Raw genomic sequence first — 24,764 nt, 5'->3', positions numbered from 1 at the left:
GAGCGACCCCGCGTCAGCCGATCCGGAAGCCGAGCGCCTGCGCGATGACGAGGGCCTGCTCGGCGTCCACGATGGCGCCGGCCCGTTCGACCGACGTCGGATCCAGCGCAGTGAGGTCGCTGCGCCGCAGGTCGGCGCCGCCGAGGCGGCAGTTGTGCAGCTGCGCCCCGGAGAGGTCGACGCCGGTCACCGTGGCGCCGGTCAGGTTGGCCCCGGTGAGGTCGGCCTCGCGCATCCGCACGCCGCTCAGCCAGGCGGCGCGCAGGTCCGCGCCGGGCAGCGCGACGAACGACCAGTCGCCGCCGTCGACCCGCAACGGACGAAGCTCGCACTGGACGAAGCTGCTCCCGACCAGCTTGCAGCCGGTGAACTCGGCCTCGAAGAAGTTGCAGCGCCGAAAGACACAGCGGGTGAACGCCGAGTCGAGATGCCGGGACGCGTTGAACTGCACGTTGCCGAACGTGCAGCCGGTGAAGACCGCACCACGGGTAACCGCCTCGGTCAGGTCCACGTCGAAGAACTCGCACGCCACGAACTGGCGGTCGGTCAGCTCCTCGGCGTACCAGTCCTCGTGGCGGAAGGTCATGTCCTCGGTCAACTCCGGCATCCGGCCAGGCTAGTGCCGCCCACCGACGCCTCGGGACGGCCCGGTGGGGGCGGCCCCTTCCGGCGGGGGCGTACCGGCGAGTAGGTTCGGCGACGTGAGTGTGGCGCGAAGCAAGGACCCCGATCAGATCGGCTTCGACCCGGCGCGGCTGGCGCGGATCGACGAGCACTTCGGCGGGTACGTCGACGACGGCCGGCTGGCCGGCTGGCAGGTGGTGGTCACCCGGCGCGGCGAGGTGGCGCACTCCTCGACGTACGGCCTGCGAGATCGGGAGTCGGGCGCCCCGGTCGAAGCCGACACGCTCTGGCGGATCTACTCGATGACCAAGCCCGTCACCTCGGTCGCCGCCATGATGCTGTGGGAGGAGGGCCGCTTCGAGCTGACCGACGAGATCAGCCGCTGGCTGCCCGAGTTCGCCGACCTGCGGGTCTACTCGAAGGGCTCGGCGCTCAAGCCGTACACCGTGCCGGCGACCGAGCCGATCCGGGTCTGGCACCTGCTCACCCACACCGCCGGCCTGACGTACGGCTTCATGCAGACCTCGGTGGTCGACGGGCTCTACCGGGCGGCCGGCTACGACCTGTACCCGCCGGCGGACGTCGACCTGGCCACCGCCTGCGCGGCCTTCGGCGAGCTGCCTCTGCTCTTCCAGCCCGGCACGGCGTGGGGCTACTCGGTCGCCACGGACGTGCTCGGCCGGCTGGTCGAGGTGGTCTCCGGGCAGAGCCTGGACGCCTTCTTCGCCGATCGGATCTTCGGCCCGCTGGGCATGACGGACACCCGCTGGTGGGTCGAGGGCGACGAGGCCGAGCGGCTGGCCGCGCTCTACGCACCGGATCCGCGTAGCGGGCGGGCGGTCCGCTACGACCGGCTCGGCACGCTCGCGCACCACAAGCCCGGCCTGCTCTCCGGTGGCGGTGGCCTGATCTCCAGCGCCGCCGACTACCACCGGTTCACGCAGATGCTGCTGCGCGGCGGCGAGCTGGACGGCGTACGCCTGCTCGGGCCGCGCACGGTGCGTTTCATGACCCGCAACCACCTGCCCGGCGGGCAGGATCTGGGCACCCTGTCCACCGGCGGCTTCGCCGAGACCACCCTCGACGGGATCGGCTTCGGCCTCGGCTTCGCGGTCGTCGAGGACCCGATCCCGAGCCGGGTGCCGAGCAGCGTCGGCGAGTACTACTGGGGCGGGGTCGCCAGCACGGCGTTCTGGGTGGACCCAGCCGAGGAGATCACCGCGCTGCTGTTCACCCAGCTCATGCCGTCGAGCACGTACCCGCTGCGCTCCCAGCTGCGCCAGCTCGTCTACGCCGCCCTGGTCGACTGACCGGTGCGGGCCCGTCGACACGGCGGGCCCGCACCGCGGCTCAGCCGAGCTGCTGCGCCTGGATCGCGCGGATCTTCGCCGGCCGGGTGGCGGAGAGGTTCGAGATCAGGTACGCCCGCACACTGCCGTCCGGGGACACCGCCCACAGATCAACCACGCCGTCGGCGTTCAGGTCGGCGGCGACGAGGCTGCTGATCGCGGCACCGGTGTTCCAGCCCGAGGCGAGCCGGTACTGGGTGTAGGCGAGCGCGCCGGTCCCGTCGCCGTTGTCGGTCATCGTCACGCCCTGCCACAGGTACAGGTCGCCGGTGGTGGCGTTGCGCAGCACCAGGGCCACGCCCGAAGCCAACTCGGTGCTGGCCAGGGTCCAGTTCTGCCAGTCGCTGCCGCCGGTCGGGGTGGTGGTGTTCAACGCCACCCTGAAGTAGAGGCCCGCCGCCCAGACGCTCGGGTAGTAGGCCAGTCGGTAGCCGTTCGTCGTGTCGCCGACGATCCCGAGCAGGTCGGGGATGTCGTCGCCGACGCCGTCCGCCACGTACCCGTTGACGAGCTGGATCGGGGCGTTGCCGTAGTCGTCGGCCAGGAATTCGCGCGCGAGACTGACCGAGGCGTTGTAGGGCTTGGCCATCGTGCCGTCGCCGACACCCTTGATGATGACGCCGCCACCGGCGTTGTCGCCACCCGGGTAGTAGGCCAGAAAGTCCTGGTTCGCGGTGCCGAAGAACCTGCCGGTGATCATCTGGGCGCCGTCGAAGTCGGCCGGCGATTCGTTGCCGGTGACGCCGTTGCCGTAGATGCCGATGTTCACCGCCGGGACCTTCACCCGGCCGGTGCCGACGCCGGTGGTCGCGTTGATCCGGCCCCGCGCCGCCCAGACGCCGGAGTCGAGGCCCGTCGTGGTGCCGCCGGCGGTCACCAGGTCCGGTACGCCGTCACCGTTGAGGTCCTTGTCGACCGGGCCGGTGACAGCGGTGGTCGGCGTGCTGATCGGTGCGGCCTGAGCCGGCAGGGCGGGGACGACGGCGAGCGCCAGGGCGGCAGGCATTGTCCAGGCGAGCAGCCGGCGACGGGCGGAGAGGTGCTTCATGGATTCCCCGTTCAGGTCAATGGATCTTGCTCGGCTCACCGTAGTCGATCCACGCCAGTCCGACGTTCCCCCGAACGCCCCGCGGGGTTCGTCATTACGGCATCGCCGGGGCGAGTCGGCCCTAGCCTGGGCTGGTGAGCACCATCGTCGTGTTTGGCGCGGGCGGCACCGCCGGGTCGCGGGTCACCGCCGAGGCGGCCGACCGTGGGCACCGGGTGATCGCCGCGGTCCGCCGCCCGGAGGCCACCTCGTACCTGCCGGCGGGGGTGCGGACGGTCACCGGCGACGCCACCAGCGAGCGCAGTGTCCGGGATCTGGCCCCGGAGGCGGACGCGCTGGTGGTGGCGATCGGCGGCGGCGAGCGCGGGCTGTGGCGCAGCGCCGCCGAGAACCTGGTGACCACCCTGCGGTCGATGCCGGCCGCACCGCGGATCATCCACCTGGGCGGCGGGTCCACCCTGCTCACGCCCCGTGGCACCCGCATCCTCGACGAGCCGGACTTCCCGGAGCAGTATCGGGACGCGGCGCTGGGCCAGGCCGACGCCCTGGACTACTACCGCACCGCCGCCGACGGGGTGAGCTGGACCTACGTCTCACCGCCGCCGCTGGAATTCCACCCCGGCGAGCGCACCGGGCATTACCGCACCGGCACCGACCAGCCGGTCACCGACGACCAGGGCCGGTCGGTGCTCACCTACGAGGACCTGGCGGTCGCGATCGTCGACGAGATCGAGCAGCCCCGGTACGTCAACGCGCGGTTCACCGCCGCGTACTGACGATTGCCGCAACCGACTGTCGAGCCGCCGAACCGACCTCCCCTCGCCCCCTGTAGAGCTGCCCCAGATATGGGGCACGACGGACGCGCCGCCATCGTCGCCCGCCCCATATTCGGGGCAGCTCTACAGCACGCCAACCCATCCGGCGGGTGCGGGCGCGCTCAGGGGTTCGAGCGCCGCCGGGCCTGGGGTGGCGGTCACCGCCGCATACTGAGAAGGCGCGGTCAGTCGGCGAGGCGGGCCGGGAAGCCGCCGGTGGCGATGGGGCCCCAGGCGTCGATGGTGACCCGGATCAGCGACTTGCCCTGGCGCACCATGGCCGCCCGGTAGTCGTCCCAGTCCGGGTGCTCGCCGGAGATGCTGCGGAAGTACTCGACCAACGGCTCCAGCGCCTCGGGCAGGTCCAGCACCTCAGCGGTGCCGTCGAGCTGCACCCAGGGGCCGTTCCAGTCGTCGGACAGCACACAGGCCGAGACCCGGGGGTCACGACGGATGTTGGTCACCTTCGCCCGCTCGGGGTAGGTGGACACGACGAGCCGGCCCTGGCCGTCGATGCCGGCGGAGACCGGGGAGGACTGCGGGCGGCCGTCGGCCCGGGTGGTCATCAGCACGACACGGTGCCGAGGCCGGAGGAAGTCGAGCAGGGTGTCCCGGTCGACCCGGGTGTTCTTCGCGATGCTGGGCGCCATCACTCGTTCCTACCAGGGTGGCCACCGACCAGCGGCGGCAGGTCGGCCGGGCGGCAGGGCGGCAGGTCGGCAGGTCGGCCGCGGCCGATCAGCGGGGGCCGGCAGCGGCGCGGGGCACCGCCTGGGTGGGCACGCGGGGCCGGCCGGCCGGGCGCCAGGCCCGGCCGTTGGCATAGATCACCCGAAAGCCGAGGTACGACGCCAGCGGTGCCCAGTGCGCGGAGCCCATCCGCAGTTCGGCGGCATTGTGCCGCTGCCCGTTCGCCAGCACGTCGAGCAGGACGGTTTCGAAGGCGGCCGATTCGACCCAGTCGACGTCCCGGGTGAAACCGCAGATCAGGGCGGCCCCGGTGACCTCCAGGAACTCGCGCAACACCGCGTCCGACGCGCGTAGGACCGAACAGCTGCCGAAATAGAGCCGGCGTCCCTCGCAGCGGCCGGCCATCAACTCGGCCACCTCGTTCAGCTCCACCGACTGCCAGTCGGTGAGGCAGAGCCGGCTCGGCTCGCCGTGCATGGCGAAGAAGCCGACGCGGTGGTCGGCGTACTGCTTGAGCAGCCAGCGGTCCAGGAAGTAGAACAGCTCGTCGCGGGTGGCCGCGTCCTTGTGGATGAAGCGGATCTTGCCCAGCCGCTCCAGCAGTTCGAGGGTGGGCAGCACGGAACCGCGTTCGTTGAGGTCGCGGTGCCACTGACCCTCGACACAGAAGACGCCACCGCGTGCCACGTGCACCTCCGCCAGTCCGTCGCCCGGGGCTGACGTTACCGGCCCCCGACGGGCGAGGAACATCACCCTGGGTGTGGCCGAATGCGACGTTCGGTGTGGTTCTTGCGCCACCGGGTCGATCAGGGGGAAATGGCTGTTTGGCAAATCAGTCGAATTCACAGCCGACGCCCAGAAACAACGAATCGTGAGGACAATTCCCGTTAATCGCCGCGTAGCGCACGGATCAGTGCGAGGGTGGAAATCACGGGACGTCCCGGTCGATGTCCCGAAGCAACCCCATTCGCTCTCCTATCGGGAGGACTTCTGTGCGCGTAAACACCTTGAAGCGAGTTGCTGTCGCTTTCGCCCTGGCACTGCCCGGGGCAGCGATCGCATCGGTGGTCGCCGCGCCGGCAGCGTACGCGGACGGCTGCTACACGTGGAACCGCAACCTGTACCAGGGGCGCTCCGGCGACGACGTCCGTCAGCTGCAGATCCGGGTCGCCGGCTGGGCCGGCTACCGGGACATCGTGGAGAACGACGGTCGCTACGGACCGAAGACCGCCGCCGCGGTCAAGCGGTTCCAGCAGGCGTACGGGCTACGCGCCGACGGCATCGCGGGGCCGCAGACCTACGCCAAGCTGTACCAGCTCCAGGACGACGACTGCACACCCGCGCACTTCACCTACAACGAGTTGGACAACGGCTGCGGCGGCAGCGGGTGGAGCGGCGGTCCGCTGTCGGCGGACCAGACGAAGCAGAACGCGCTGCGCACCATGTGGAAATTGGAGGCGCTGCGCAAGAGCCTCGGCGACAAGCCGCTGAACGTGTCGAGCGGATTCCGCAGCCGCGCCTGCAACAACCAGGTCGGTGGCGCGTCGGACAGCCAGCACCTGTACGGCAACGCCGCCGACGTCACCTCGCGGACGTCCTCGCTCTGCCGCGTGGCCAAGAGCGCCCGTGACAACGGCTTCAGCGGGATCTACGGACCGGGCTACCCCGACCACGACGACCACGTGCACGTCGACTCGCGGCGCGAAAACAGCAGCGACCGCAGCTCGAACACGACGAGCTGGTCCGCGCCGGACTGCGGCGTCGGCGCCGGTAACGACTGAACGAGCCGGCCGGTGTGACGTCGGCCCGGCGCGGGTGGGGAATCTCCGCGTCGGGCCGACGTCGTGTCGCCCCGGACAGGGCGGGCGGGGGTAACGCCGTTCAGCTAGCCCGGGGCCAGCGCGGCGCGGTGACGGGGGGAGTCACCGGCCGGCCGGCAGAGGCAGGTCGTACCCCCGCAGGGGTGACCCGCGCGGCCTGGTGTCGCGCCGGCAGCCCAGCGCGGCCGGGAGCCGGCGCCGGATAGCCGGCGGTCGCCGCGGGCCGGGCGCCGGTGGGACGCGCGGACGACGGCCCGGTCGCGGTGAACGGGAAGGGCACGTGCACGAACGGGTTGCCGTGCTGGATCAACGCCTCGATCTGCCGCTCGTTGAGCCCGTGTGTCTCCAGAACCCGACGCCCCCACCGGTGCAGTCGGCACGGGTAGGAGGCGCCGTCGTTGCGACACAGCGGCCCGGTCGGCCACTCCTCGGCGGTGTGCACGACCACCGCCCGGACCGCGAGCCGAACATCCTCGGGTGTCAGTGGCGCCGGCAGTGGCACCTCACCCAGCACCTGGTCGATGGGATCCGTCGACTGCTCACCAACACGCACGGCAGGCCTCCCGCAGCTCGGCAGCGGTACGGCGGACCCACCGCACCGACATCCTCGGGCAGTGGTACGGCCGGCATCGGACGAAAGTTCAACCCCCGGCCCCCTAATCGTCCCCCTAACGGGCGCTCAGACGAGGTCGGCGTCGTGCACGAGCAGGGCCACCTGGACCCGGTTGTTGAGATCGAGCCGGGTCAGCAGCCGAGAGACGTACGCCTTCACCGTCGCCACGCTCATGAACAACTCCCCCGCGATCTCCGCGTTGGTGCGGCCCCGCCCCAGCGCGACCGCCACCTGACGCTCCCGCTCGCTGAGCCCGCCGAGCAGCCGCAGCGCCCGCTCGCGACGCGGATCCGGGCCGGCCAGACCCGGGGCGGCGGTCACGTGGTCGATCAGCGTGCGGGTCACCGTCGGGGAGAGCATCGCCTCCCCCGCGGCCACCCGGCGTACCGCGTGCACGATGTCCGCTGGAGGGGTGTCCTTGAGCAGGAAACCGGCCGCGCCGGCGCGCAGCGCCCGCAGCACCTGCTCGTCGGCGTCGAAGGTGGTCAGCACCAGCACCTCCGGCGGGTTCGGTCGCGCGCGGAGCGCCTCGGTGGCGGTGAGCCCGTCGACCCGGGGCATCCGGATGTCCATCAGGACCACGTCCGGGGCGTACGCGGCGATCGCCGCCGGAACCTCGCCGCCGTCGGCCGCCTCGCCCACCACCCGCAGGTCCGGCAGGCCGCCGAGGATCATCGAGAGCCCCGCCCGGACCAGCGCGTCGTCGTCCACGATCAGCACCCGCACCGGCGCGGTGGCCTCCCCGGCCCCGCCGGCCGGCCCGGTCACGCCGGCCACGGCAGCCAGGCGGCCAACCGGAAGTCGCCAGCCTCGTCCCGCCCGTGCGCCAACCGGCCTCCGGCCAGAGTGACCCGCTCGGTGATGCCGACCAGCCCGGTGCCGGCGCCCGGCAGACCGCCGGCACCCGGCAGTTCACCCCCGGCCGGCGTGCCCAGCGGCCACCGGTTGGAGATCGCCACGGTCAGTCCGGCGCCCGGACCACCGGCCACGTCCACGGTGACGGCCGCGCCGGCCGCGTGCTTGCGGGCGTTGGTCAGGCCCTCCTGCACGATCCGGTACGCGGCCCGCCCCAGCGCCGCCGGCACGTCCGCGGGCGCGACGACGGTGTCGGTGACGTTCACCCGCATCCCGGCCGCGCGCGACTCCGCGATCAGGGCGGGCAGGTCGGCGAGGGTGGGCTGCGGCGGCTCGGGGGCGTCGCCGACGTTGTCGCCGTCGGCCCGGAGCACACCGATGACCTCCCGCAGGTCCTGCAGGGCGGCGTGGGCGCTGCCCCGGATCACCCCGGCGGCCCGGGCGACCTCGTCGGCCGGCGCGTCGGGGCGGAACTCCAACGCGCCCGCGTGCAGGCTCAGCAGCGAGATCCGGTGGGCCAGCACGTCGTGCATCTCCCGGGCGATGCGGGTGCGTTCGAGGTGCCGGGCCTGGGCGACCCGCAACTGCTGCTCGGCCTCGGCCCGCTCGGCCCGCTCCCGCAGCGACACGATCAACTGTCGCCGGGCCCGAACGAACATCCCCCAGGCCAGCACGGCGATCGTGATCACCGCACCCCACGCCACGGTGGCCCAGTACGGCCAGTTCGGGTCCGGGCGCGTCCAACTGAAGACCAGGTTGGTGACGAGGCCGGCACCGGTGAGCGCGATCGCGACGGCGGTGCGGCGGTGCACCACGACGGTGAAGTACAGAATCAGCAGCGGGACGGCCGCGGCCAACGAGAACGCGCTCAGCGGCAGGGTGGCCACCGCCAACCCGAGCGGCCACCGCCGCCGCACCCAGAGCAGCCCGCAGCAGGCCAGCCCGAGCAGCGCGTCCACGCCGACCATCCAGTCGTGCGGCAGCGGAATCGCCGTCTCCGGGGCGGGCGACAGGGCGTCCACGGTGGTGAACAGCACCCAGAGCAGCCCGGCCAGGAACGCGAGGCCGTCCACGACCCAGTCGCGGGTGGTGCGGCGCGGGTGTGCCCGGTCACGTTCGCCCGGCACGACCAGCTCCCCCGGCAGCAGCCAGGGGTGTTCCGGGACGGCGAGGCTGGTCACGCGCCCATGCTAGGCAGCAACGGGCACCGGCAGCCAGCTACCAAAGTATCGACCGGAGCGTCGACCAAGGTCGGTGCGGCACCGACCGGCGGCCGCAGCGGATGGCCGGGTGGCGCGGGCACGCTCGTCGGCATGATCACCGTGGAGAACCTGACCAAGCGATACGGGCCACACCCGGCGGTGGACGACGTGTCGTTCCAGTGCGAACCGGGCACGGTCACCGGCTTCCTCGGCCCCAACGGCGCCGGCAAGTCGACCACCATGCGGATCATCTGCGGGCTCACCGCGCCGACGGCCGGCCGGGCCACCGTCTCCGGGCGCCCCTACCGCGACCTGCCCAACCCGGGACGGGAGGTCGGGGTGCTGCTGGACGCCTCCGCCCAGCACGCCGGGCGCACCGGCCGCGAGGCGTTGACGTTGTCCGCGTACACCATGGGGTTGGACGGGCGCGAGGTCGCCGCGAAGCTCGACCTGGTCGGGTTGAACGCGGTGGCGGCGAAGCGTCGGGTACGGGCGTACTCGTTGGGCATGCGCCAGCGCCTCGGGCTGGCGCACGCGCTGCTCGGCGACCCCAGGGTGTTGATCCTCGACGAGCCGGCCAACGGCCTGGACCCGGAGGGGATCTTCTGGATGCGCGGCCTGCTGCGCGACTTCGCCGACCGGGGCGGCACCGTGCTGCTCTCCTCCCACCTGCTGCGCGAGGTGGAGGCGGTCGCGGACCGGCTGGTGGTGATCGGGGGCGGCCGGATCGTGGCCCAGGGCGACAAGAACGAACTGCTCGCCGGCGGCGGAACGCTCGTGCGGGCCCGCGACGGCGCGGCACTGCGCCGGGCACTGGGCGCGGCGGGTCTGAGCGCCACCGACGGCACCGACGGGCTGCTCGTGCAGGCCGACGCCGAGACGGTCGGCCAGGCCGCCGCGGACGCGGGCGTCGCCCTGGCCGAGCTGCGCCCCGCCGGCAGCGGTGGCCTCGAACAGCTCTTCCTCACCCTCACCGCCGGCGAGTCCACCAAGGAGGCCGTCCGATGACCACCACCACCGCACCCGCCGCCGGCGTCGTCGCGCCCCGGCAGCACCCGGCGGTACGCCGTCCGTCGCTGCTCCGGCTCACCGCCGTGGAGCTGCGCAAGCTCGTCGACACCCGGGCCGGCCGTTGGCTGCTGATCACCATCGGCCTGGTCACCGCCGTGATCGTCACGCTCCAGTTGATCTACGCCAAGGACGCCGACCAGACCTTCCTCGACTTCTTCGTCCCCTCGCTGCTGCCGGTGTCGGTGCTGCTGCCGGTGCTGGGCATCCTGTCGATCACCAGCGAGTGGTCGCAACGCACCGCCCTCACGACGTACGCCCTGGTGCCCCGCCGTGAGCGGGTGATCGGGGCGAAGCTGATCGCCGTGCTGCTCACCGCGCTCGCCTCGGTGCTGGCCAGCCTGGCCGTCGCCGCCGTCGGCACGCTCGTGGCGTCCGCCACCGGCGGCGCGGGCACCTGGCAGTTCGACTGGTCGCTGCTGCTGAACGCGGCGATCCTCCAGGTCGCCAGCGTGCTGATGGGTGCGGCCTTCGGTCTGTTGCTGCTCAATCCACCGCTGGCGATCGTGGGGTATCTGCTGCTGCCCACCCTGTGGGCGGTGCTCGGCGAGATGGTCCGGCCCCTGCGCGGCCCATCCGGCTGGCTGGACACCAACAAGACGATGGAACCGCTGTTCAGCAGCGACGCGCTCACCGGTGAGCAGTGGGGGCGGATGGCGGTGTCCCTGCTGGTCTGGATGGTCCTGCCACTGGCCGTCGGCATGGTCCGGACGCTCCGCCGCGAGGTGTCCTGACCATGGACCTGGCCGGCTACCGTCCGCGCACCACGGTCAGCGGCGGGCCGCTGGAGCTGGCGGTCCTGTGGGGTGGTTTCCCGCTGCTCGGCGCGGGGGCCGGATGGCTCCTCGCGGCGACGACAGGCTGGCTCGCCCGGCTGCCCTGGGTGCCGTTCAGCGACCTCGTCGAGTGGCTGGACCGGCTGCCCGAGCCGCAGGCCACCGCCGGCACGATCGCCGTGGGCGCCCTGGCCGGCCTGGTCCTCGCCGGGATCGGCACCGCCGAACGGCTGATCGTCAGCGTCGACGCGGCGCAGGTCCGGCTGCGCCGCGCCGACCAGAACCGGACCGTCGCACGCGCCGACACCCGGGTCGTCTTCGTCGCCGACAAGCACCTGGTGCTGCTCGACCCCGACGGGGCGGAACTGGTCCGGGAGTCGACGGACCTGCCCGCCGCCCGGCTCGCCGCCGCGTTCCGCGCGCACGGCTGGGCCTGGGCGGACGACGATCCCCACCGGTTGGCGTACCGGCTGTGGGTGCCCGACCTGCCCGGTCTGCCCGCCGGCGCGGACGCGCTGCTGCGTGCCCGGGAGCGCGCCATCGAGCGGGACCGCCGCGACGACGCCCGGGAGCTGCGGCGGGAGCTGGGCCGGCTCGGGGTGGTGCTGCGCGACGAGGGCAAACGCCAGTACTGGCGGGTCGTCGTCCCCGGTGCGGGACAACCGACTTCGGCCGAGCGGGAGCGGGAGGGGCGGTAGCGTCTGTCCCAGGAGATCCTGGGAGCGCGCGATGACCGAGCAGCAGCCGTACCGGGTGGTGTCCCGACACCCCGGCTTCGAGCTGCGCCGCTACCCGGCTCACCTGGTGGCCGAGGTGCAGATCCAGGCGTCGTTCACCCGGGCCCCGATCGAGGCGTTCCGGCCGCTGGCCGCCTACATCGGGGGCGCCAACCGGGCCCGGCACCCGATCGGCTCGGCCGGGCCGGCGATGTCGGCGGCCAACGACTCGGAGAAGATCGCCATGACCGTGCCGGTGGTTCAGATCGAGGGCGAGCGGCCGGGCGCGTACCTGATCCAGTTCGTCATGCCGGCCACCTTCACCACCGCCACCCTGCCCGAGCCGGTGGACACCCGGGTGCGCATCCGCGAGGTTCCGGCACGCCTGGCGGCGGCGATGCGGTTCTCCGGGCGGTGGACGGAGCAGGCGTTCAGTCAGCGGGCCACCATGCTCGGCCGGTCGGTGACCGCGGCCGGGCTGCAACCGACCGGCGCGATCCGGTACGTGCGCTTCGACCCGCCGTGGAAGCCGTGGTTCCTGCGCCGCAACGAGGTCGTGCTGCCCGTCGTGGAGTAGCTAGCGCGCGTGCCGCCGCCACACCGGCCGACCGCCCGGCCAGTCCCACGCCAGCAGGGTGACGCCGGTGAGCAGCACCGCGCCGAGCGCGATCATCGGCAGGATGCGCGGGCCGGGCGGGACCGTCCGGCCCAGCGCGACACCGCCGATGGCGACCGCGCCGAGCCCGACGGCCAGCAGGCAGCGGCCCCGGGTGCGGGCCGGTGCCGCCGCCAGGGCGACGACGACGGTCAGGGCGACCAGGAGTACGCCGGTGGCGAAGGCCGCCGCCGTCAGCTCCGGCTCCCGGTCGGTCGGAGACTCGATGCCGGCGGCCACCACCGCCAGCACCCCGGCCACGCAGGCCGTGCCGGTCAACACCCGCCGGTCGGTGGTGGGGGGCCGGCCGCGGTCCCGCCACGAGAGGACGGCCGCCAGCACCCCGAGCACCGCCGCACCGGAGACGGCGAGCAGGATGGTCGACCCCGTGCCGGCCGGGTCGGCCCGGTCGATCGCCACGTCGGCCGCGATCCAGAGCCCGCCGAGCACGACCGCCGGAGCGCTCCACCGGAGCTGCCCCCGGCCGGCCAGCAGCAGCCCGAGCACGATCGCGACGATCGCCACGAACCGCAGATCCCGTGCCCAGTAGGCGTTGTTGCCCGGCAGCCGCTCCGACCACGGGCCGATCGGCTCGGTCAACGGTTGCCACACCGTCATGCCGACCGCCCAGAGCAGCACGGCGGCGGCACTCAGGAGCAGCCCGACCGGGCGCGCGAATCGCATCCATCGACGGTAGCGGCCAGGGCGGCCTGTCGGGGGGCGCCGCTTGTCGTACACGAAACGGGCCTGGTGGCTCCCGGCGGACCGTGGCCGCCCGACCTACGCTGAGCCGGTCGGCCGTGCACCCAGGAGGAGCCATGACCCGGTACGTCGCGCTGCTGCGCGGAGTCAACGTCGGCACCACCCGCCTCGCCATGGCCGACCTGCGCCGGATCGTCACCGACCTCGGGCACGAGCACGTCGAGACGTACCTGCAGAGCGGCAACGTGGCCTTCGGCAGCACCGTGCGCGACGCGGAGAAGCTGGCCGCCGGCATCGAGCGGGCGCTCGCCGACGAGCTGGGGCTGACCGTGCCGGTGCTGGTCCGCAGCGGCCGGGAGTTGGCGGCGGTGGCGGGTGGCAACCCGTACGCCGAGGTCGAGGACGATCCGAAGCTCCTGCTGGTGGCCTTCCTGGCGACCCCTCCGGCGAAGGCCACTGTGGACGCGCTCGCCGTGCCCGGCGGTGAGAACGTGTCGTTCACGGTGACCGGTCGGGAGGTCTTCCTCCACTTCCCCGACGGCAGCTACGGCCGGACGAAGTTCACCAACGCCTACCTGGAGAAGAAGCTCGGGGTGGTGGCCACCACCCGCAACTGGAAGTCGGTGCGCGCCCTGGCGGAGCTGGCCGCCGGCTGACCGGGCGGGCGCGGACGCCCGCCCGGAACCGGTCAGAAGTGGTACGCGGTCTCGTACTCGGGCACCAGCACCCGGCTGCGCGGCGAGATCCGACGCACCGCCGCGATCATGTCGTCGAGCCGGTCACGGTCGGCCGGCGCGACGACCGGCGGGTTCCGCAACGGCGTCTCGAAGTTGTCCCAGTGCACCGGCACCACGACCTTCGGGTAGTCCAGACCGGCCAGCAGCCGGGGCAGGTAGTCGCCGGTGGTGGTGGCGCTCTGCATGGCCACCATCGCCACGTCCGGCGCCAGGCCGGTCAGGTTGCGCTCGGCGACGTCGCTGGCTCCGGTGAAGTAGACCGACGGGCCGCGCTCGACCCGCAGCAGGTAGCCCAGCGTGTCGCCCTCCGGGAGGTCGGCGATGGTCGCCGGCCGCGCCGGCTGGCTCACCCGCACTCCGGGGAAGGCCACGGAGTACGACGCGTTGCGGCTGTGCAGCGAGCCGACCACCTCGACGCTGTGGTCGCCGAAGTCGAGCACCTCCCCGCCCTTCACGGCGCTGAGCTGCGTCGACGGCACCCCGGAGGCCAACCCCAGGTGGTACGCGGTGAGCGTGCCGAACACCCGCGCGCCGGTACGCGCCGCGATGTACGGGACGTCCATGTAGTGGTCCCAGTGGGTGTGCGTGACCAGGACGGTCGTGGCCTTCTCGACGCGCGGGTCGATCACGTCGGCGCGCACGGTCAACGGGGTGTCCGTCGTGAACGCCCCGGTGAACAGCCCGGTGTCGATCCGGCTGAGGAACGGGTCGACCAGGACGGTCCGGTCGGCGATGTCGATGCGCCAGCCGGCCGTACCCCACCAGCGGAAGCTGACCGCGCCGGTGCGGCGGCGCTCGGGCGTCGGCGCGGCGGCCGGCGGCGCGGCCTGGGCCGGGGTGGTCGAGGTGGCGGCGAGGCCGCCGGCCGAGACCAGGGCGGTGGTGGCTGCGGCGTCCCGCAGGAAGCGACGGCGGTCGAGGTTGGACATGCGGATCTACTCCCCGTGCTCGGTTGATCGGTCGGCACGAGCCAACCAGCGCCACCGCGTCCCAGTCCAAGATCGAAGGGTGCCAGCTCCGATACGTCATGGCATATCGTGCCTGCTCAGCGACTGCCCTTCGGCGCTCGGACGCTCGGAAAACTCAGTCGCCGCGCAGCGCCTCGACAGCCGTGCGGGCGGCCTTTCCCATGGCCAGGTCCACGTCGATCCGGCGCGGGGTCAGCTCGTCGGCGCGGGCGAAGACGGCGATGGCGTACCGGCCGCCGTCGGGATATTCGGCGACGCCGGCCTCCAGGTGCAGGCCGGGCAGGGTGCCGGTCTTGCCGGAGACCCGGACGCCGGGCGGGAAGCCGGCGGCCAGCCGGGTCCAGAAGAGCTGCCGGGCCATCCAGCCGCGGACCATCGCGCAGGCCGCCGGCGGGCCGGCCTCGTCCCGCCAGATCAGGGTGAGCAGCCGGGTGATCTCCCGGGCGGTGCTGCTGGTGGTGTGCGCGGGGTCGAAGACCCGCATCGCCTGGACCCGCTCCGCCGGCAGCGTCGGGAAGATCCGGGCGAACTCCGCCTCGGTCCGCGCCCCCACGTCGGCGAGCATCATCTCGACCAGCTCCCGAGGACCGCCGAGAACGCGGGTGCGGGTGAGGCCCAGCTCGGCGGCGAGCATCGGCAGCAGGTCCGGGCCGACCCGGCGCAGCAGCAGGTCGGCGGCCGTGTTGTCGCTGACCGACATGGCGAAGTACGCGAGGTCGCGCAGCGACACCTCGGCGTCGTCGACGCAGCCGGCCAGCCCCCACCCGCCGAGCCGGTCGGCGGCGGTGACCAGGACCCGTTCGGTGGGGTCGAGCTGGCCGGCGTCGACCTGCCGGGCGAACTCCAGCACCAGCAGGATCTTGAAGATCGACGCGATCACCACCTGCTCGTCGGCCCGCACCCCGACCTGCCGGTCCACCGCGTCCGGGTGCACGGCGTCCACGTCCACGGCGTCCAGGTCCACGGCGTGCAGGCTGGCGGTCACCCCGACGCCCGCGAAGATGGCCTCGATCCGCTCCCTGACGTCCACCCGGGCACGGTATCCAGTGGCGGTGCTCCGCCGCTGGCGTAGGGTCCGGGCCGTGGACCTGCTCCGGCACCTGCGGCACTTCGTGGTGGTCGCCCACGAGCTGCACTTCGGGCGGGCGGCCGAACTGCTCGGGATGGCCCAGCCGCCGTTGAGTCAGTCGATCCAGCGGCTGGAACGGGAACTCGCGGTCGAGCTGTTCGACCGCTCCCGCCGCCAGGTGCGGCTCACCACCGCCGGCGGTCTGCTGCTCGCCGAGGCGGAGGAACTGCTCGCCGGCGAGGGCCGGCTGCGCAACCTCATGGGGCAGGTCCGCGCGGGCGAACTGGGCATCCTGCGTGCCGGTGTGCCGCCGGAGACCCCGGCGGTGACGCTGCGCGCGCTGCTGGACCAGCTCACCGGCCGGGCACCCGGCCTGGACGTGGAGCTGCACGAGCTGACCACCGCCGAGCAGGTGCGGATGCTCACCGAGCGGCGGTTGGACGTGGGGCTCGTACACCATCCGGTCGAGGCGGACGGGCTGCGCTTCGGCGCCCCGGTGGACGTACCCCTGGGGGTGTTGCTGCCGCGGACCTCGCCGCTGGCCCGAGGCCGGGAGGTGCCGCTCGCGGCGCTGGCCGGCCTTGACCTGGTGGCCGCGCCCCGGGCCACCGCGCCGGGCTGGCACGACCACCTGCTCACGGTGTGCCGGCGGCACGGGTGGCGGCCGGCGCGGGTGCGGCCGGCACGCAACCCGGAATTCCTGTTCGGGCTGGTGCTGGCCGGCGGTGGGGTGGCCGTGGAGCCGGCGACGCTGGCTCGCCGGGAACCCCGGATCGCCTGGCGACCGATCGCCGACACCTCGCTGACGAAGCGCACCTCGGCGGTCTGGCCGCAACGGTCGGCGCATCCGGCGGCCCCGATGGTCGGGCAGCTCGCCGCCGAGGTGCTGGCCGTCGCCGAGCCGGCGCCGCCCACGCCACCCTCGGTGCCGGCGGCACGGCCCTGGCCGGTGTTGTTCGACACAACCGGGTGAAGCGGGCCAACGTTGCGCTCGTCACCTCGCGTTGGACGGTGAATCGTCCACCCGCGCGGGTATGGATGATGGGTAACGAAGACGCGAAGGAGCCGCAGTGGCACTCACGATTCCTGATATCAGCCTGAACGACGGCACCACCATCCCGCAGCTCGGCTTCGGTGTGTTCCAGATCGAGCCGAAGGACACCGTCGCGGCGGTGACCACGGCTCTGAAGACGGGCTACCGGCACATCGACACCGCCGAGATGTACGGCAACGAGGCCGAGGTCGGCGAGGCGATCCGCATGTCCGGCCTCGACCGGGGCGACGTCTACGTGACCAGCAAGCTGAACAACGGCTTCCACCTCCCGGACGACGCGCGCAAGGCGTTCGACTCGACGCTGGCCGCGTTGAAGATGGACTACATCGACCTGTTCCTGATCCACTGGCCGCTGCCGACGCTGTACGACGGCGACTACGTCTCGACCTGGAAGGTGCTGGAGGAGTTCCAGCGCGACGGTCGGGCCCGCTCGATCGGCGTGTCGAACTTCCAGGTGGCGCACCTGCGGCGGCTGATCGACGAGGCGAGCGTGGTGCCGGCGGTCAACCAGATCGAGGCGCACCCGTACTTCACCAACGACGAGGTCCGCGCCTACGGCCGCGAGCACGACATCGCCACCGAGGCGTGGTCGCCGATCGCGCAGGGCAAGGTGCTCGACGACCCGACGGTGGTCGACATCGCCGAGCAGTTCGGCCGCACCCCGGCCCAGGTGGTACTGCGCTGGCACGTGCAGCGCGGCGACATCATCTTCCCGAAGTCGACCACGCCGAAGCGGATCGAGGAGAACACCCGCATCTTCGACTTCGAGCTGGACGACGCGGCGATGGAGCGGATCACCGCACTGAACAAGGGCGAGGCCGGGCGGCAGGGCCCGAACCCGGACACCTTCGCCTACGTGCCCCGCTGACCTGAGCCCGCCGCCCGGCGGGCACCTGTCCTTCGAGCGCCATACCGCAGAGCCGTCCGGACGACTCTGCGGTATGGCGCTCTTCGCCCGGGTCAGGAGCCGTCGGTCGGCGGGGCGGTCAGGTCGAGCTGCCAGTCGTTGGCACGCATCAGGTGCCCGGGTGGGTACTCGAAATCCGTCTCGCCCAGCAGAATGAAACCCGCCTTGCGGCAGACCGCGTTCGAGGCGGGGTTGTCGACGGACGGGTACGCGTGCGCGTAGCGCCGGTCCCGTCGGGCGCGGACCACGTCGAGAGCCGCGCGCACCGCGGCGGTGGCCAGCCCCTGCCCCCGGTACGCGGGCAGCACCGCCCAGCCCAGCTCGTACACCGGTTGGTCGCGCCACTCGCGGGCCCAGTAGCCGACGCTGCCCGCCCGCGCGCCGTTCGGCAGCACCACTGTGAACATGCACCCCTGGCCGCCCTCGGCGAAGTGCACGTACCGGTCGTGTCGGGCGAGCACCTGCTCGTCGGTCTCCGGGCCGCCGGTGTGTCTGCGCGTGTCCGGTGAGTTGAGCTGCCGCAGCAGGTCGAGGTCGTCCTCGCGCCACGGCTGGATGCGTACCTGCGCCATTCCGTCCCCTTCGTCGACCCCAGTCAAGCCGATCCCACCGACATTCCGTCCCGGAACGGCGCCCGCTAGTTCCGATCTAGCGGGCGGTCGGTCGTCACCTCGCGCCCTTTAGTGGGCGGCGTCGTTGCTCTCACCAACCACGACGTCCCGGCCATCGGACGAGAGGTACGGATGATGAACAGACGCTCCACCGGACTGGCCATCGAGGCCGAAGGGCTCACCCGCTCGTTCGGGGAGACCCGGGCGCTGGCCGGCATGGATCTGCGGGTGCCCGCCGGCACCGTCTACGGCCTGCTCGGCCCGAACGGGGCGGGCAAAACCACCGCGGTCCGGGTGCTGGCGACGCTGCTGCGCCCCGACGGCGGCACCGCGCGGGTGTTCGGGCACGACGTGGTCACCGAGGCTGACCAGGTCCGCAGCCGGGTCAGCCTCACCGGCCAGTACGCCTCCGTCGACGAGGACCTGACCGGTACGGAGAACCTGGTGCTCCTCGCCCGCCTGCTCGGCCTGCGCAAGCCGGCCGCCCGCGAGCGTGCGGCGGCGCCTCGACCTCCGCGGCGCGGTACGTGCCGATCAGCAACAGCCGCTCGAACCAGGTGTGCTGGGCGGCGAACGCCAGCAGCCGCAGCGAGGCCGGATCGGCCCAGTGCAGGTCGTCGAGGACGACCACCACCGGTCGGCGCGCCGAGACCGCGACCAGCGCGGCGGTCACCGCGTCGTACAGGGCGAACGCCTCCTGGTCGGCGACGTGGCTGCCCTCGTCCGGAGCGGTCCAGGTGGCGGCGAGGCCGGGCACGTCACCGGTGCCGGTCTCGCCGAGCAGGGCGGCGAGGGCCGGCTCGGCGTCCGGTCGGGCGAGCGCCCAGTCGTCGGCGGAGCGGCGCAGGGCGCGCAAGACCTGCACCCACGGCCAGTAGCCGGGGGCGCTGTCGGAATCCCAGCAGGCCGCGCCGAGCACGAGCGCGCCGCGCCGGCGGGCCTCCCGCGCCACCGACGTGACGAGGGTGGTCTTGCCGATGCCCGGCTCACCGGTGACCAGGACAAAACCGCCGTGGCTGGTGGCGGCCCGATCCAGCTCGGCGCGCAGCAGACCCGCGGGGTGATCCCGCCCGATGATGGCGTCGCCGACCTGCGCGTCCATGGTTCCCAGACGGTACTGGACCCCACCGACGCTGGGCGTCGAGATGTGACAGCCGACGGCGCATGATTCCTCATCGTTCCCTGTAGAGGTAGGATAGGGAACGATGACGGAAGAAATGTATTCGGTTGAACAGGTTGCCGACCGGCTCGGCCTGCACGTGCGGACGGTGCGCGGCTACATCCGCTCCGGCCGGCTGCGCGCCGTGCGGATCGGCAAGCAGTACCGGATCGCCGCCAGCGATCTCGACGCGCTCACCGGACGGCCGCCCGCCGCCACCGTGGCCGGCCAGGCCGAGGTGTCGAGCATCGTGCAGATCGACGGTGTCGACCGGGTCGCCGCCGACCGGCTCGGCACGCTCGTGCTGGCCAGCGTCAACACCGGGCACGACCCGGCCCGGCCGCTGCGCGTGCAGACCGTGCACGACGATGACCGCCGCCGCCTGAAGATCATCATCCTCGGTGATCCCGCCGGCACCGCCGAGGTGCTGCACCTGCTCGACGCCGTCCTCAATGCCGACAACGGCCTACTCGACCGGGAGGTCCACGATGCCTGACGAGATCCAGGAACGCGCCGGGGTGCCGGTGCTGATCTGCGACCCGGCCGGCCCGACCGTCGCCACCGAACAGGACGCGCTGGACCTGATCGGCGCGGCCTTCGCCGGCGCACAGGTGGTCGCAGTGCCGGCCAACCGACTCGACGAACGCTTCTTCTCGCTGGGCACCCGCTTCGCCGGCGACGTGATGCAGAAGTTCGTCAACTACCGGCTGCGGCTCGCCGTCGTCGGTGACATCTCGGCGCACCTGGACGGCAGCTCGGCGCTACGGGCCCTGGTGCACGAGTCGAACCAGGCCGGGCACATCTGGTTCGTCCCCGACCTCGACGCCCTCGACGCCCGCCTGCGCGCTGTGTCGTAGCCGTCTCAGTGGTCGTTGACGACGGCCATCTCGACCGCGTCCGGCTCAACGCCTTTGGCCTGCGCCTGGTCGGCCGCCCAGCGTAGGTACGCGAGCCACTCCTCGGACAGCCAGCCCGATAGGCGGCCGACGCCGGCCTCGCTGGGGAGACGGCTGGCCACGACGCGGTCGAGGATCAGCGGCTGCACGCCGCCAACCCCTCGCCGGTAGCCGGCGAAGTAGAGGACCTTGGTAAACAATCCCGGCCCCAACCACGGCAGGCGAGCGTGGTTGGGGTCGCGGAAGCGGCGGTACGCGGTGCGCAACGCGTCCTCGTCGGGTGCTGACGCGGACACCTCCTCAAGCGCGTACGCCAGGCGTTTGCCATCGGGGTCGGCGCCGAGCGACCTGGCGGTGCGCCACGGCCCGTACCCGATGGGTCCGTAACCCCAGACCAGCACAGCGGTCAGCAGTTGCCGGGCGGTGGCCGAGCCGGCTCGGTACGCATCGGCCACCGCGAAGGCGTCGCGCCGCCAGACCTCGCCGCTCGATGGGAAGTTGTCGGGCCAGGCGTCCGGCGGCAACCCCGCCCGCCACCGGTCCAGCTTTACGGTGATCGGGGCCTGCTCCCCCGGTAATGGCCTGGGCATGTCTACCTCCCTCAAGTCGCGGAGCAGTCCGCCCTACGTGGGGATCTCCGCTGCCCGCAGGTTATGGCCGGCCTCGACCATCCGGCGGCCGAGAACGCCATGTCGGGGTATCGAGGAGCGTAAACGCCATCTAGATCCGTAATGTCGATTCGCTACGGTCGAGACGTAGAGCAAGGGCGCGTGCGATTATCGCACCATGACCGAAACCGGCGACTGGACGACGGTCGGCGAGCAGGTGCGCCAGACCCGACTGGGGGCTGGCCTCTCTCAGGCCGAACTGGGTGCTCAACTCGGCCTCGATCGAACGATGATCGCCAAGATCGAGTCCGGCGTTCGGCGGGTAGACGCCTTGGAACTCATCAGGCTCGCGGCCGCACTCGACGTACCTATCGATCACCTGCTTGAGCGACGATCGGCGGTGATCTCGCGCCGCTCGGAACTCATGGCCGAAGACAACGACACAGACGTGGCGAGGCGTTCTCAACGACTGGAGATCACACTCGCCTCCTGGCTCAGGGACGTCCGCCAGCTACTTGACGCCGGCACCCTCACCCTCGTCAGTCCCGTCCGGTACGAGGGGAGTGTCACCTCCGATGATGACGCCCGTATCGCTGCTCGATGGCTGCGTGACAGGCGGGGGATTGGTACGGAGCCGATTGACACCCTGATGGAGTTCTGTGAACGCAGCGGCCAGTACGTCCTCGTCAGTGACCTTCCGGGAGAAGGCGCATCGATGGTGGACGGGGACCTGGCAGTGTCGGTCGTCAGCTTGGAGGGAGATCCTGGCCGGCGTCGAGCTACCGCCGCCCACGAGCTGGGCCACCTGGTTCTGGGCGACGAATACTCCAGCGATCTGGCGGTACACGTTTCCCGCGCCGATCGGGAAAGTCTGATCAACGCTTTCGCCGCCGAGCTGCTCCTTCCGGTCGCCGCGTTCGGCGATGTCAACAGCCGTCCAGCCTCCCGCGAAGAGATGATCCAGCTCACCGCGCGCTACCGCACGTCATGGTCCCTGACCGTGCGCCAGGCGGAACGCGCTGGGTGGCTCGATGCGTCAGCGGTGCGCTGGAGCCGAACCACCCCAACCCGGGCGGAGATCATGGATGCGGTTGGCTGGGCCCCCCAGCCAGATCTCGACGCCATTCGCGTACCGCCGGGTTATTCGCACGCCGTCATGGAGGCGTGGCGCCGGTATCTCGTATCGGACGCCCGCGCGGTCGAACTCCTGCATGGCCAGATCGGGCTGGACGACCTGCCGGCGCGCGATGAAACAGACCTGGCACCGTGAGCAACGCAGGTCAGGATTGCGAGCCACTGCTCGTCTTCGACACCACCGTGCTGCACCATTTCGCCCTCGCCGACCGGCTCGACGTGCTGGCGGACCTGATCGTTGGAAGGCGCGCGGCTACCACCGCCGTCGTGCTCGATGAGCTCCGCACCAGTGCGCAGCGGGAGCCGGCTCTCACCGCGGCGCTGAAGCTTGCCTGGATCGACGTCATCGCACTCGACACAATCACCGAGATCCGGTGCTTTTCGGATTGGGTACGCCGTATCGGCGCCGACAGACGAGACGTCGGTGAGGCGAGCGTCTTCGCAGCGGCCGAGATACGCGGCGGTACGGCGGTCACCGATGACCGCATTGCCACCAAAGTGGGCCGTGCCTACGGGCTGGAGGTGCACGGGACGATCTGGCTTCTCGCAGATCGGTGCCGATCCGGCAGGCTCACCGAAGTCAACGCCGGTGCCATCATCGACGCACTGCGCGAGACACAGCACCGACTGCCGTGTACCGGGGCGGAGTTTCCCTCATACGCACGAAAGGCCGGGCTGCTCCAGATCGGCCGTCCGCCCTACATTCCGGGTCCGACACGGCCGCCGACCTGGGTCCATGACTAGCCGCAGGGTGACCGGGTACGCGCAAGCCATGGGTAGCCACAAGCAGAACAAACACGACAGCGGCGGCGAGTCGGCACGAGGCCGGCGCCATCCGGGCAGCGGCGCTCCGGGCCGCCAGGGTTCGCCCGTGGAGCACTCGCCCGACCAACGGCACCGCCGTACCGCGACCGGCCCCGCTGGCACTGAACGCGACCTGGGTCGGGCCAAGGTCTCCGGCGACGGACGGGTCCAACGCCAGGGCGGCTCGTGAGCCGACCGGTCAACGGCGCAGCCGCCCCGCGAACGCCCGGGGCGGCCACACCGGATGAGTGACTGTTACGCCGTGGCGCAGATGGCATACGCCGTGTCGGACCAGTTGCCGGCGAACGGGTCCTCCTCCTACGCACCCGAGGCGGCCGACGTGGGGGCGGTCGCGGGACCATCGTTGGGACGGAAGTCGTCCACAATGCACTCACTGGTGACACCGTTCAGCTCGTACCCGGCACCGGTCAGCACCTTCCCGACCGGGCAGGTCGCCGTGGCGCTGTGAGAGTCGGCGGAGTTGCTGACGCTGGTGGCGCAGACTCGCACCAGGCCGGGGACCGCCGCGGATGCCGGGCTCGCCGGGGCGATCACCGCTCCGGCCACGACGAGACCGAGCACGCGTACGGACGCTCGGACCGACCCGCTGGGCTTATTTCTTGGTACGCATGTATTTCTCCCGGAAGCGTTCAGATCCGGCGCCACCTCGACGCTTAACGGTGCCCCTCTCTCCCGACGCATCTCTGCTACTTGGGGACCTGTCGGTTGAAGCGGGGTTTCAAGGCCACTACCAGGGATTCCTTCGCGCCCTCCGGGTTGTCGGTTTCGTGCCAGCGGACCTCGCGCTGAGCCAACCAGTCCGCAACGTCGGAGGCGGTCGCCTCGGTGCCTCGCTTGTCGAGTTCGTGGCCGACCTGTTCGTGCAGGACCGACGCGATTCGGTCTCCGGTCAGATGCTGCCGAAGGCGCTCCCGGAGATTTTTCGTTCGTCCCACATAGATGACCACACCGTGCTCCAGGACCACATGCACGCCGGGTGAGCGGGGAGCGCGGGCAACCGTGTCCCTGGTGTACGGCTGCGGTGCGGTGAAGTCGGCCAGCAGATCTACGGCATCGGGCATCCCCGAACGCTACCGATGCGAATCCGTTTCCGTGATCCCGTCAGCGCCGGGGATGCCCGTCGTCATACCGTCGGAGGCAAATGACTCGACGTCACCGCCCGTAGGTGGTCACGGTCTTCGGTCGAGACTTTTTGTAGTAGAGCAAGCCATATACCGGCAGCCAGCATCCACCGGTGAGCACGGAGAGCGTGATGTGGGCTACGTGGAACCCGGTGCCGATGTAGTCCCTGGTGTAGACGGGTGGAGGCATCGGCGCGGCGAACTGCGGCGGATAGGGCGCCTGCTGGGCCGGGTACGGGTATGCCTGGTGGGGCGGAATCGGCGGTTGGGGCGCGTACGGCCCCGGCGGATACGCGGCCGGATGGCCGGAGTAGGGCACAGCCGACTGCGGCGGGTAACCCACCGGCGGGCCCGAGTACGGCACAGCCGACTGCGGCGGGTAACCCACCGGCGGGCCCGAGTACGGCACAGCCGACTGCGGCGGATGAACGGCGGGCGGGCCGGAATACGGCGCGGCCTGCGGCGGTGGATATTGGCCGGGCGCGGTCGGGTACGACGCGGTCGGTGAGATCGGCTGGGTCGGGTCCGATGGCTGCGGGTAACCATTGCCCGCGTCAGGTGACGGATTGGGTTGCACAGGAACACCCTCGGTGGTCCGATCCTGAATGGGCCATCGCCTGGACGGTTGACCATAATCAGCAATCAGCCAACCCAGGGCCTTGATCATTTGTGCGGTGGTACCGAATAGTTGGACCGACATGCTCGGCTCGTGGTGCCCGAATGGGCCTTAACGCCTCCGGAT

Annotated in this window: 29 protein-coding genes and 2 pseudogenes; 16 read left to right on the top strand and 15 right to left on the bottom strand. The window is 71.7% G+C overall.

The genetic code is table 11. From position 1 onward, the window contains the following. Positions 1-13 precede the first annotated feature (13 nt). Positions 14-607: a pentapeptide repeat-containing protein gene (locus ACFYPR_RS08245; protein WP_354855835.1), complete on the bottom strand. Its 594-nt coding sequence runs from the start codon at positions 605-607 to the stop codon at positions 14-16. Between the two features lie 94 nt (positions 608-701). On the opposite strand from ACFYPR_RS08245, the gene ACFYPR_RS08240 reads away from it, so the two are divergent. Further along, on the top strand, positions 702-1,934 hold the full coding sequence (locus tag ACFYPR_RS08240; RefSeq protein ID WP_354855836.1) for a serine hydrolase domain-containing protein: 1,233 nt from the start codon (positions 702-704) through the stop codon (positions 1,932-1,934). A 40-nt stretch (positions 1,935-1,974) separates the two neighbouring features. On the opposite strand, the gene ACFYPR_RS08235 is transcribed toward ACFYPR_RS08240, so the two are convergent. Continuing rightward, positions 1,975-3,021, bottom strand: a complete 1,047-nt coding sequence (locus ACFYPR_RS08235; RefSeq protein WP_354855837.1) for a hypothetical protein — start codon at positions 3,019-3,021, stop codon at positions 1,975-1,977. A gap of 134 nt (positions 3,022-3,155) precedes the next feature. Here ACFYPR_RS08235 and ACFYPR_RS08230 point away from each other — a divergent pair, with 134 nt between their 5' ends. Continuing rightward, the gene (locus tag ACFYPR_RS08230) at positions 3,156-3,797 is read left to right on the top strand and encodes an NAD(P)H-binding protein (RefSeq protein ID WP_354855838.1); all 642 of its coding nucleotides are present in this window, start codon (positions 3,156-3,158) and stop codon (positions 3,795-3,797) included. Between the two features lie 224 nt (positions 3,798-4,021). Here ACFYPR_RS08230 and ACFYPR_RS08225 read toward each other — a convergent pair whose 3' ends face one another. Beyond that, positions 4,022-4,486, bottom strand: a complete 465-nt coding sequence (locus ACFYPR_RS08225) for a PPOX class F420-dependent oxidoreductase (RefSeq protein ID WP_354855839.1) — start codon at positions 4,484-4,486, stop codon at positions 4,022-4,024. A gap of 88 nt (positions 4,487-4,574) precedes the next feature. Further along, positions 4,575-5,213 carry a DUF6642 family protein gene (locus ACFYPR_RS08220; protein WP_354855840.1) on the bottom strand — a complete coding sequence of 213 codons (639 nt, stop codon included), beginning with the start codon at positions 5,211-5,213 and terminating at the stop codon, positions 4,575-4,577. 305 nt (positions 5,214-5,518) lie between these two features. Here ACFYPR_RS08220 and ACFYPR_RS08215 point away from each other — a divergent pair, with 305 nt between their 5' ends. Beyond that, positions 5,519-6,307 (top strand): D-Ala-D-Ala carboxypeptidase family metallohydrolase, encoded by a 789-nt coding sequence (locus tag ACFYPR_RS08215; protein WP_354855841.1) that lies wholly within the window; start codon positions 5,519-5,521, stop codon positions 6,305-6,307. A 100-nt stretch (positions 6,308-6,407) separates the two neighbouring features. Here ACFYPR_RS08215 and ACFYPR_RS08210 read toward each other — a convergent pair whose 3' ends face one another. The 3 genes from ACFYPR_RS08210 to ACFYPR_RS08200 form a co-directional block, all read right to left on the bottom strand. Further along, a complete protein-coding gene (locus ACFYPR_RS08210) occupies positions 6,408-6,899 on the bottom strand; it encodes a hypothetical protein (RefSeq protein WP_354855842.1) in 492 nt (163 codons plus the stop codon). A 126-nt stretch (positions 6,900-7,025) separates the two neighbouring features. After that, positions 7,026-7,745, bottom strand: a complete 720-nt coding sequence (locus tag ACFYPR_RS08205; RefSeq protein ID WP_387259372.1) for a response regulator — start codon at positions 7,743-7,745, stop codon at positions 7,026-7,028. After that, positions 7,724-8,995, bottom strand: a complete 1,272-nt coding sequence (locus ACFYPR_RS08200; RefSeq protein WP_387259084.1) for a sensor histidine kinase — start codon at positions 8,993-8,995, stop codon at positions 7,724-7,726. Before ACFYPR_RS08200 ends, ACFYPR_RS08205 begins: the two co-directional genes overlap by 22 nt. 132 nt (positions 8,996-9,127) lie before the next feature. Here ACFYPR_RS08200 and ACFYPR_RS08195 point away from each other — a divergent pair, with 132 nt between their 5' ends. From ACFYPR_RS08195 to ACFYPR_RS08180, 4 genes are read left to right on the top strand one after another with little or no spacing between them, the layout of a single operon-like run. Then, positions 9,128-10,024, top strand: coding sequence for an ABC transporter ATP-binding protein (locus tag ACFYPR_RS08195; protein ID WP_387259081.1), 897 nt, complete (start codon positions 9,128-9,130; stop codon positions 10,022-10,024). Next, the gene (locus tag ACFYPR_RS08190; protein WP_355063177.1) at positions 10,021-10,818 is read left to right on the top strand and encodes an ABC transporter permease; all 798 of its coding nucleotides are present in this window, start codon (positions 10,021-10,023) and stop codon (positions 10,816-10,818) included. Before ACFYPR_RS08195 ends, ACFYPR_RS08190 begins: the two co-directional genes overlap by 4 nt. A 2-nt stretch (positions 10,819-10,820) precedes the next feature. Next, on the top strand, positions 10,821-11,558 hold the full coding sequence (locus ACFYPR_RS08185; protein WP_354855847.1) for a hypothetical protein: 738 nt from the start codon (positions 10,821-10,823) through the stop codon (positions 11,556-11,558). A 31-nt stretch (positions 11,559-11,589) separates the two neighbouring features. Next, complete coding sequence (locus tag ACFYPR_RS08180; protein ID WP_355063175.1) at positions 11,590-12,153, top strand: heme-binding protein; 564 nt, start codon at positions 11,590-11,592, stop codon at positions 12,151-12,153. Here the strand turns inward: ACFYPR_RS08180 and ACFYPR_RS08175 are convergent, their stop codons facing one another. Further along, entirely contained in the window at positions 12,154-12,915 is a 762-nt protein-coding gene (locus ACFYPR_RS08175) for a hypothetical protein (protein ID WP_355063173.1), read from the bottom strand. A 134-nt stretch (positions 12,916-13,049) separates the two neighbouring features. On the opposite strand from ACFYPR_RS08175, the gene ACFYPR_RS08170 reads away from it, so the two are divergent. After that, complete coding sequence (locus ACFYPR_RS08170; RefSeq protein WP_355063171.1) at positions 13,050-13,589, top strand: DUF1697 domain-containing protein; 540 nt, start codon at positions 13,050-13,052, stop codon at positions 13,587-13,589. Between the two features lie 32 nt (positions 13,590-13,621). On the opposite strand, the gene ACFYPR_RS08165 is transcribed toward ACFYPR_RS08170, so the two are convergent. Next, positions 13,622-14,599 (bottom strand): MBL fold metallo-hydrolase, encoded by a 978-nt coding sequence (locus tag ACFYPR_RS08165; protein ID WP_355063169.1) that lies wholly within the window; start codon positions 14,597-14,599, stop codon positions 13,622-13,624. A 154-nt stretch (positions 14,600-14,753) separates the two neighbouring features. Further along, a complete protein-coding gene (locus tag ACFYPR_RS08160; RefSeq protein ID WP_355063167.1) occupies positions 14,754-15,668 on the bottom strand; it encodes a serine hydrolase in 915 nt (304 codons plus the stop codon). Between the two features lie 52 nt (positions 15,669-15,720). On the opposite strand from ACFYPR_RS08160, the gene ACFYPR_RS08155 reads away from it, so the two are divergent. Together ACFYPR_RS08155 and ACFYPR_RS08150 are read left to right on the top strand one after the other, a co-directional pair. After that, entirely contained in the window at positions 15,721-16,680 is a 960-nt protein-coding gene (locus tag ACFYPR_RS08155) for a LysR family transcriptional regulator (protein WP_355063165.1), read from the top strand. Between the two features lie 97 nt (positions 16,681-16,777). Then, entirely contained in the window at positions 16,778-17,629 is an 852-nt protein-coding gene (locus tag ACFYPR_RS08150) for an aldo/keto reductase (RefSeq protein ID WP_355063163.1), read from the top strand. Positions 17,630-17,721: 92 nt separating this feature from the next. Here ACFYPR_RS08150 and ACFYPR_RS08145 read toward each other — a convergent pair whose 3' ends face one another. Next, entirely contained in the window at positions 17,722-18,240 is a 519-nt protein-coding gene (locus ACFYPR_RS08145; protein WP_355063161.1) for a GNAT family N-acetyltransferase, read from the bottom strand. 174 nt (positions 18,241-18,414) lie between these two features. Between ACFYPR_RS08145 and ACFYPR_RS08140 the strand changes: the two are divergent. Beyond that, positions 18,415-18,780, top strand: a pseudogene (locus tag ACFYPR_RS08140) (ATP-binding cassette domain-containing protein); the annotation flags it as partial. On the opposite strand, the pseudogene ACFYPR_RS08135 reads toward ACFYPR_RS08140, so the two are convergent. Then, positions 18,773-19,327, bottom strand: a pseudogene (locus tag ACFYPR_RS08135) (AAA family ATPase); the annotation flags it as partial. The pseudogenes ACFYPR_RS08140 and ACFYPR_RS08135 sit on opposite strands and share 8 nt — an antisense overlap. Before the next feature lie 157 nt (positions 19,328-19,484). Between ACFYPR_RS08135 and ACFYPR_RS08130 the strand changes: the two are divergent. After that, a complete protein-coding gene (locus ACFYPR_RS08130; RefSeq protein WP_387259075.1) occupies positions 19,485-19,934 on the top strand; it encodes a helix-turn-helix domain-containing protein in 450 nt (149 codons plus the stop codon). Further along, complete coding sequence (locus ACFYPR_RS08125; protein WP_354855861.1) at positions 19,927-20,295, top strand: DUF4180 domain-containing protein; 369 nt, start codon at positions 19,927-19,929, stop codon at positions 20,293-20,295. The genes ACFYPR_RS08130 and ACFYPR_RS08125 overlap by 8 nt, the downstream gene beginning before the upstream one ends. Before the next feature lie 5 nt (positions 20,296-20,300). Here ACFYPR_RS08125 and ACFYPR_RS08120 read toward each other — a convergent pair whose 3' ends face one another. Then, complete coding sequence (locus ACFYPR_RS08120; protein WP_387178787.1) at positions 20,301-20,924, bottom strand: hypothetical protein; 624 nt, start codon at positions 20,922-20,924, stop codon at positions 20,301-20,303. Positions 20,925-21,120: 196 nt separating this feature from the next. Between ACFYPR_RS08120 and ACFYPR_RS08115 the strand changes: the two genes are divergently transcribed. The 3 genes from ACFYPR_RS08115 to ACFYPR_RS08105 all read left to right on the top strand — a co-directional run bounded on the left by ACFYPR_RS08115 (position 21,121) and on the right by ACFYPR_RS08105 (position 23,349). After that, on the top strand, positions 21,121-22,212 hold the full coding sequence (locus ACFYPR_RS08115) for an XRE family transcriptional regulator (protein ID WP_363935079.1): 1,092 nt from the start codon (positions 21,121-21,123) through the stop codon (positions 22,210-22,212). Beyond that, positions 22,209-22,820: a hypothetical protein gene (locus ACFYPR_RS08110; RefSeq protein WP_387259072.1), complete on the top strand. Its 612-nt coding sequence runs from the start codon at positions 22,209-22,211 to the stop codon at positions 22,818-22,820. Before ACFYPR_RS08115 ends, ACFYPR_RS08110 begins: the two co-directional genes overlap by 4 nt. Positions 22,821-23,142: 322 nt before the next feature. Beyond that, on the top strand, positions 23,143-23,349 hold the full coding sequence (locus ACFYPR_RS08105) for a hypothetical protein (protein ID WP_387259070.1): 207 nt from the start codon (positions 23,143-23,145) through the stop codon (positions 23,347-23,349). A 238-nt stretch (positions 23,350-23,587) separates the two neighbouring features. Here ACFYPR_RS08105 and ACFYPR_RS08100 read toward each other — a convergent pair whose 3' ends face one another. Together ACFYPR_RS08100 and ACFYPR_RS08095 are read right to left on the bottom strand one after the other, a co-directional pair. Further along, complete coding sequence (locus ACFYPR_RS08100; RefSeq protein ID WP_387259067.1) at positions 23,588-23,962, bottom strand: GIY-YIG nuclease family protein; 375 nt, start codon at positions 23,960-23,962, stop codon at positions 23,588-23,590. Positions 23,963-24,053: 91 nt separating this feature from the next. Then, the gene (locus ACFYPR_RS08095) at positions 24,054-24,689 is read right to left on the bottom strand and encodes a hypothetical protein (RefSeq protein ID WP_387259065.1); all 636 of its coding nucleotides are present in this window, start codon (positions 24,687-24,689) and stop codon (positions 24,054-24,056) included. Positions 24,690-24,764 lie beyond the last annotated feature (75 nt).

Source organism: Micromonospora sp. NPDC005254 (assembly GCF_042872525.1).
In the GTDB taxonomy this organism is placed as follows: domain Bacteria; phylum Actinomycetota; class Actinomycetes; order Mycobacteriales; family Micromonosporaceae; genus Micromonospora.
Note: the sequence above shows the minus strand (reverse complement) of the source record. Positions and strands in the feature narration are given on the sequence as shown.

Coding starts and splice junctions, on each gene's coding strand:
- ACFYPR_RS08190 (WP_355063177.1), top strand. CDS start 10,021: ATGACCACCACCACCGCACCCGCCGCCGGCGTCGTCGCGCCCCGGCAG.
- ACFYPR_RS08165 (WP_355063169.1), bottom strand. CDS start 14,599: ATGTCCAACCTCGACCGCCGTCGCTTCCTGCGGGACGCCGCAGCCACC.
- ACFYPR_RS08115 (WP_363935079.1), top strand. CDS start 21,121: ATGACCGAAACCGGCGACTGGACGACGGTCGGCGAGCAGGTGCGCCAG.
- ACFYPR_RS08130 (WP_387259075.1), top strand. CDS start 19,485: ATGACGGAAGAAATGTATTCGGTTGAACAGGTTGCCGACCGGCTCGGC.
- ACFYPR_RS08185 (WP_354855847.1), top strand. CDS start 10,821: ATGGACCTGGCCGGCTACCGTCCGCGCACCACGGTCAGCGGCGGGCCG.
- ACFYPR_RS08100 (WP_387259067.1), bottom strand. CDS start 23,962: ATGCCCGATGCCGTAGATCTGCTGGCCGACTTCACCGCACCGCAGCCG.
- ACFYPR_RS08145 (WP_355063161.1), bottom strand. CDS start 18,240: ATGGCGCAGGTACGCATCCAGCCGTGGCGCGAGGACGACCTCGACCTG.
- ACFYPR_RS08120 (WP_387178787.1), bottom strand. CDS start 20,924: ATGCCCAGGCCATTACCGGGGGAGCAGGCCCCGATCACCGTAAAGCTG.
- ACFYPR_RS08180 (WP_355063175.1), top strand. CDS start 11,590: ATGACCGAGCAGCAGCCGTACCGGGTGGTGTCCCGACACCCCGGCTTC.
- ACFYPR_RS08245 (WP_354855835.1), bottom strand. CDS start 607: ATGCCGGAGTTGACCGAGGACATGACCTTCCGCCACGAGGACTGGTAC.
- ACFYPR_RS08170 (WP_355063171.1), top strand. CDS start 13,050: ATGACCCGGTACGTCGCGCTGCTGCGCGGAGTCAACGTCGGCACCACC.
- ACFYPR_RS08095 (WP_387259065.1), bottom strand. CDS start 24,689: ATGATCAAGGCCCTGGGTTGGCTGATTGCTGATTATGGTCAACCGTCC.
- ACFYPR_RS08225 (WP_354855839.1), bottom strand. CDS start 4,486: ATGGCGCCCAGCATCGCGAAGAACACCCGGGTCGACCGGGACACCCTG.
- ACFYPR_RS08195 (WP_387259081.1), top strand. CDS start 9,128: ATGATCACCGTGGAGAACCTGACCAAGCGATACGGGCCACACCCGGCG.
- ACFYPR_RS08235 (WP_354855837.1), bottom strand. CDS start 3,021: ATGAAGCACCTCTCCGCCCGTCGCCGGCTGCTCGCCTGGACAATGCCT.
- ACFYPR_RS08125 (WP_354855861.1), top strand. CDS start 19,927: ATGCCTGACGAGATCCAGGAACGCGCCGGGGTGCCGGTGCTGATCTGC.
- ACFYPR_RS08175 (WP_355063173.1), bottom strand. CDS start 12,915: ATGCGATTCGCGCGCCCGGTCGGGCTGCTCCTGAGTGCCGCCGCCGTG.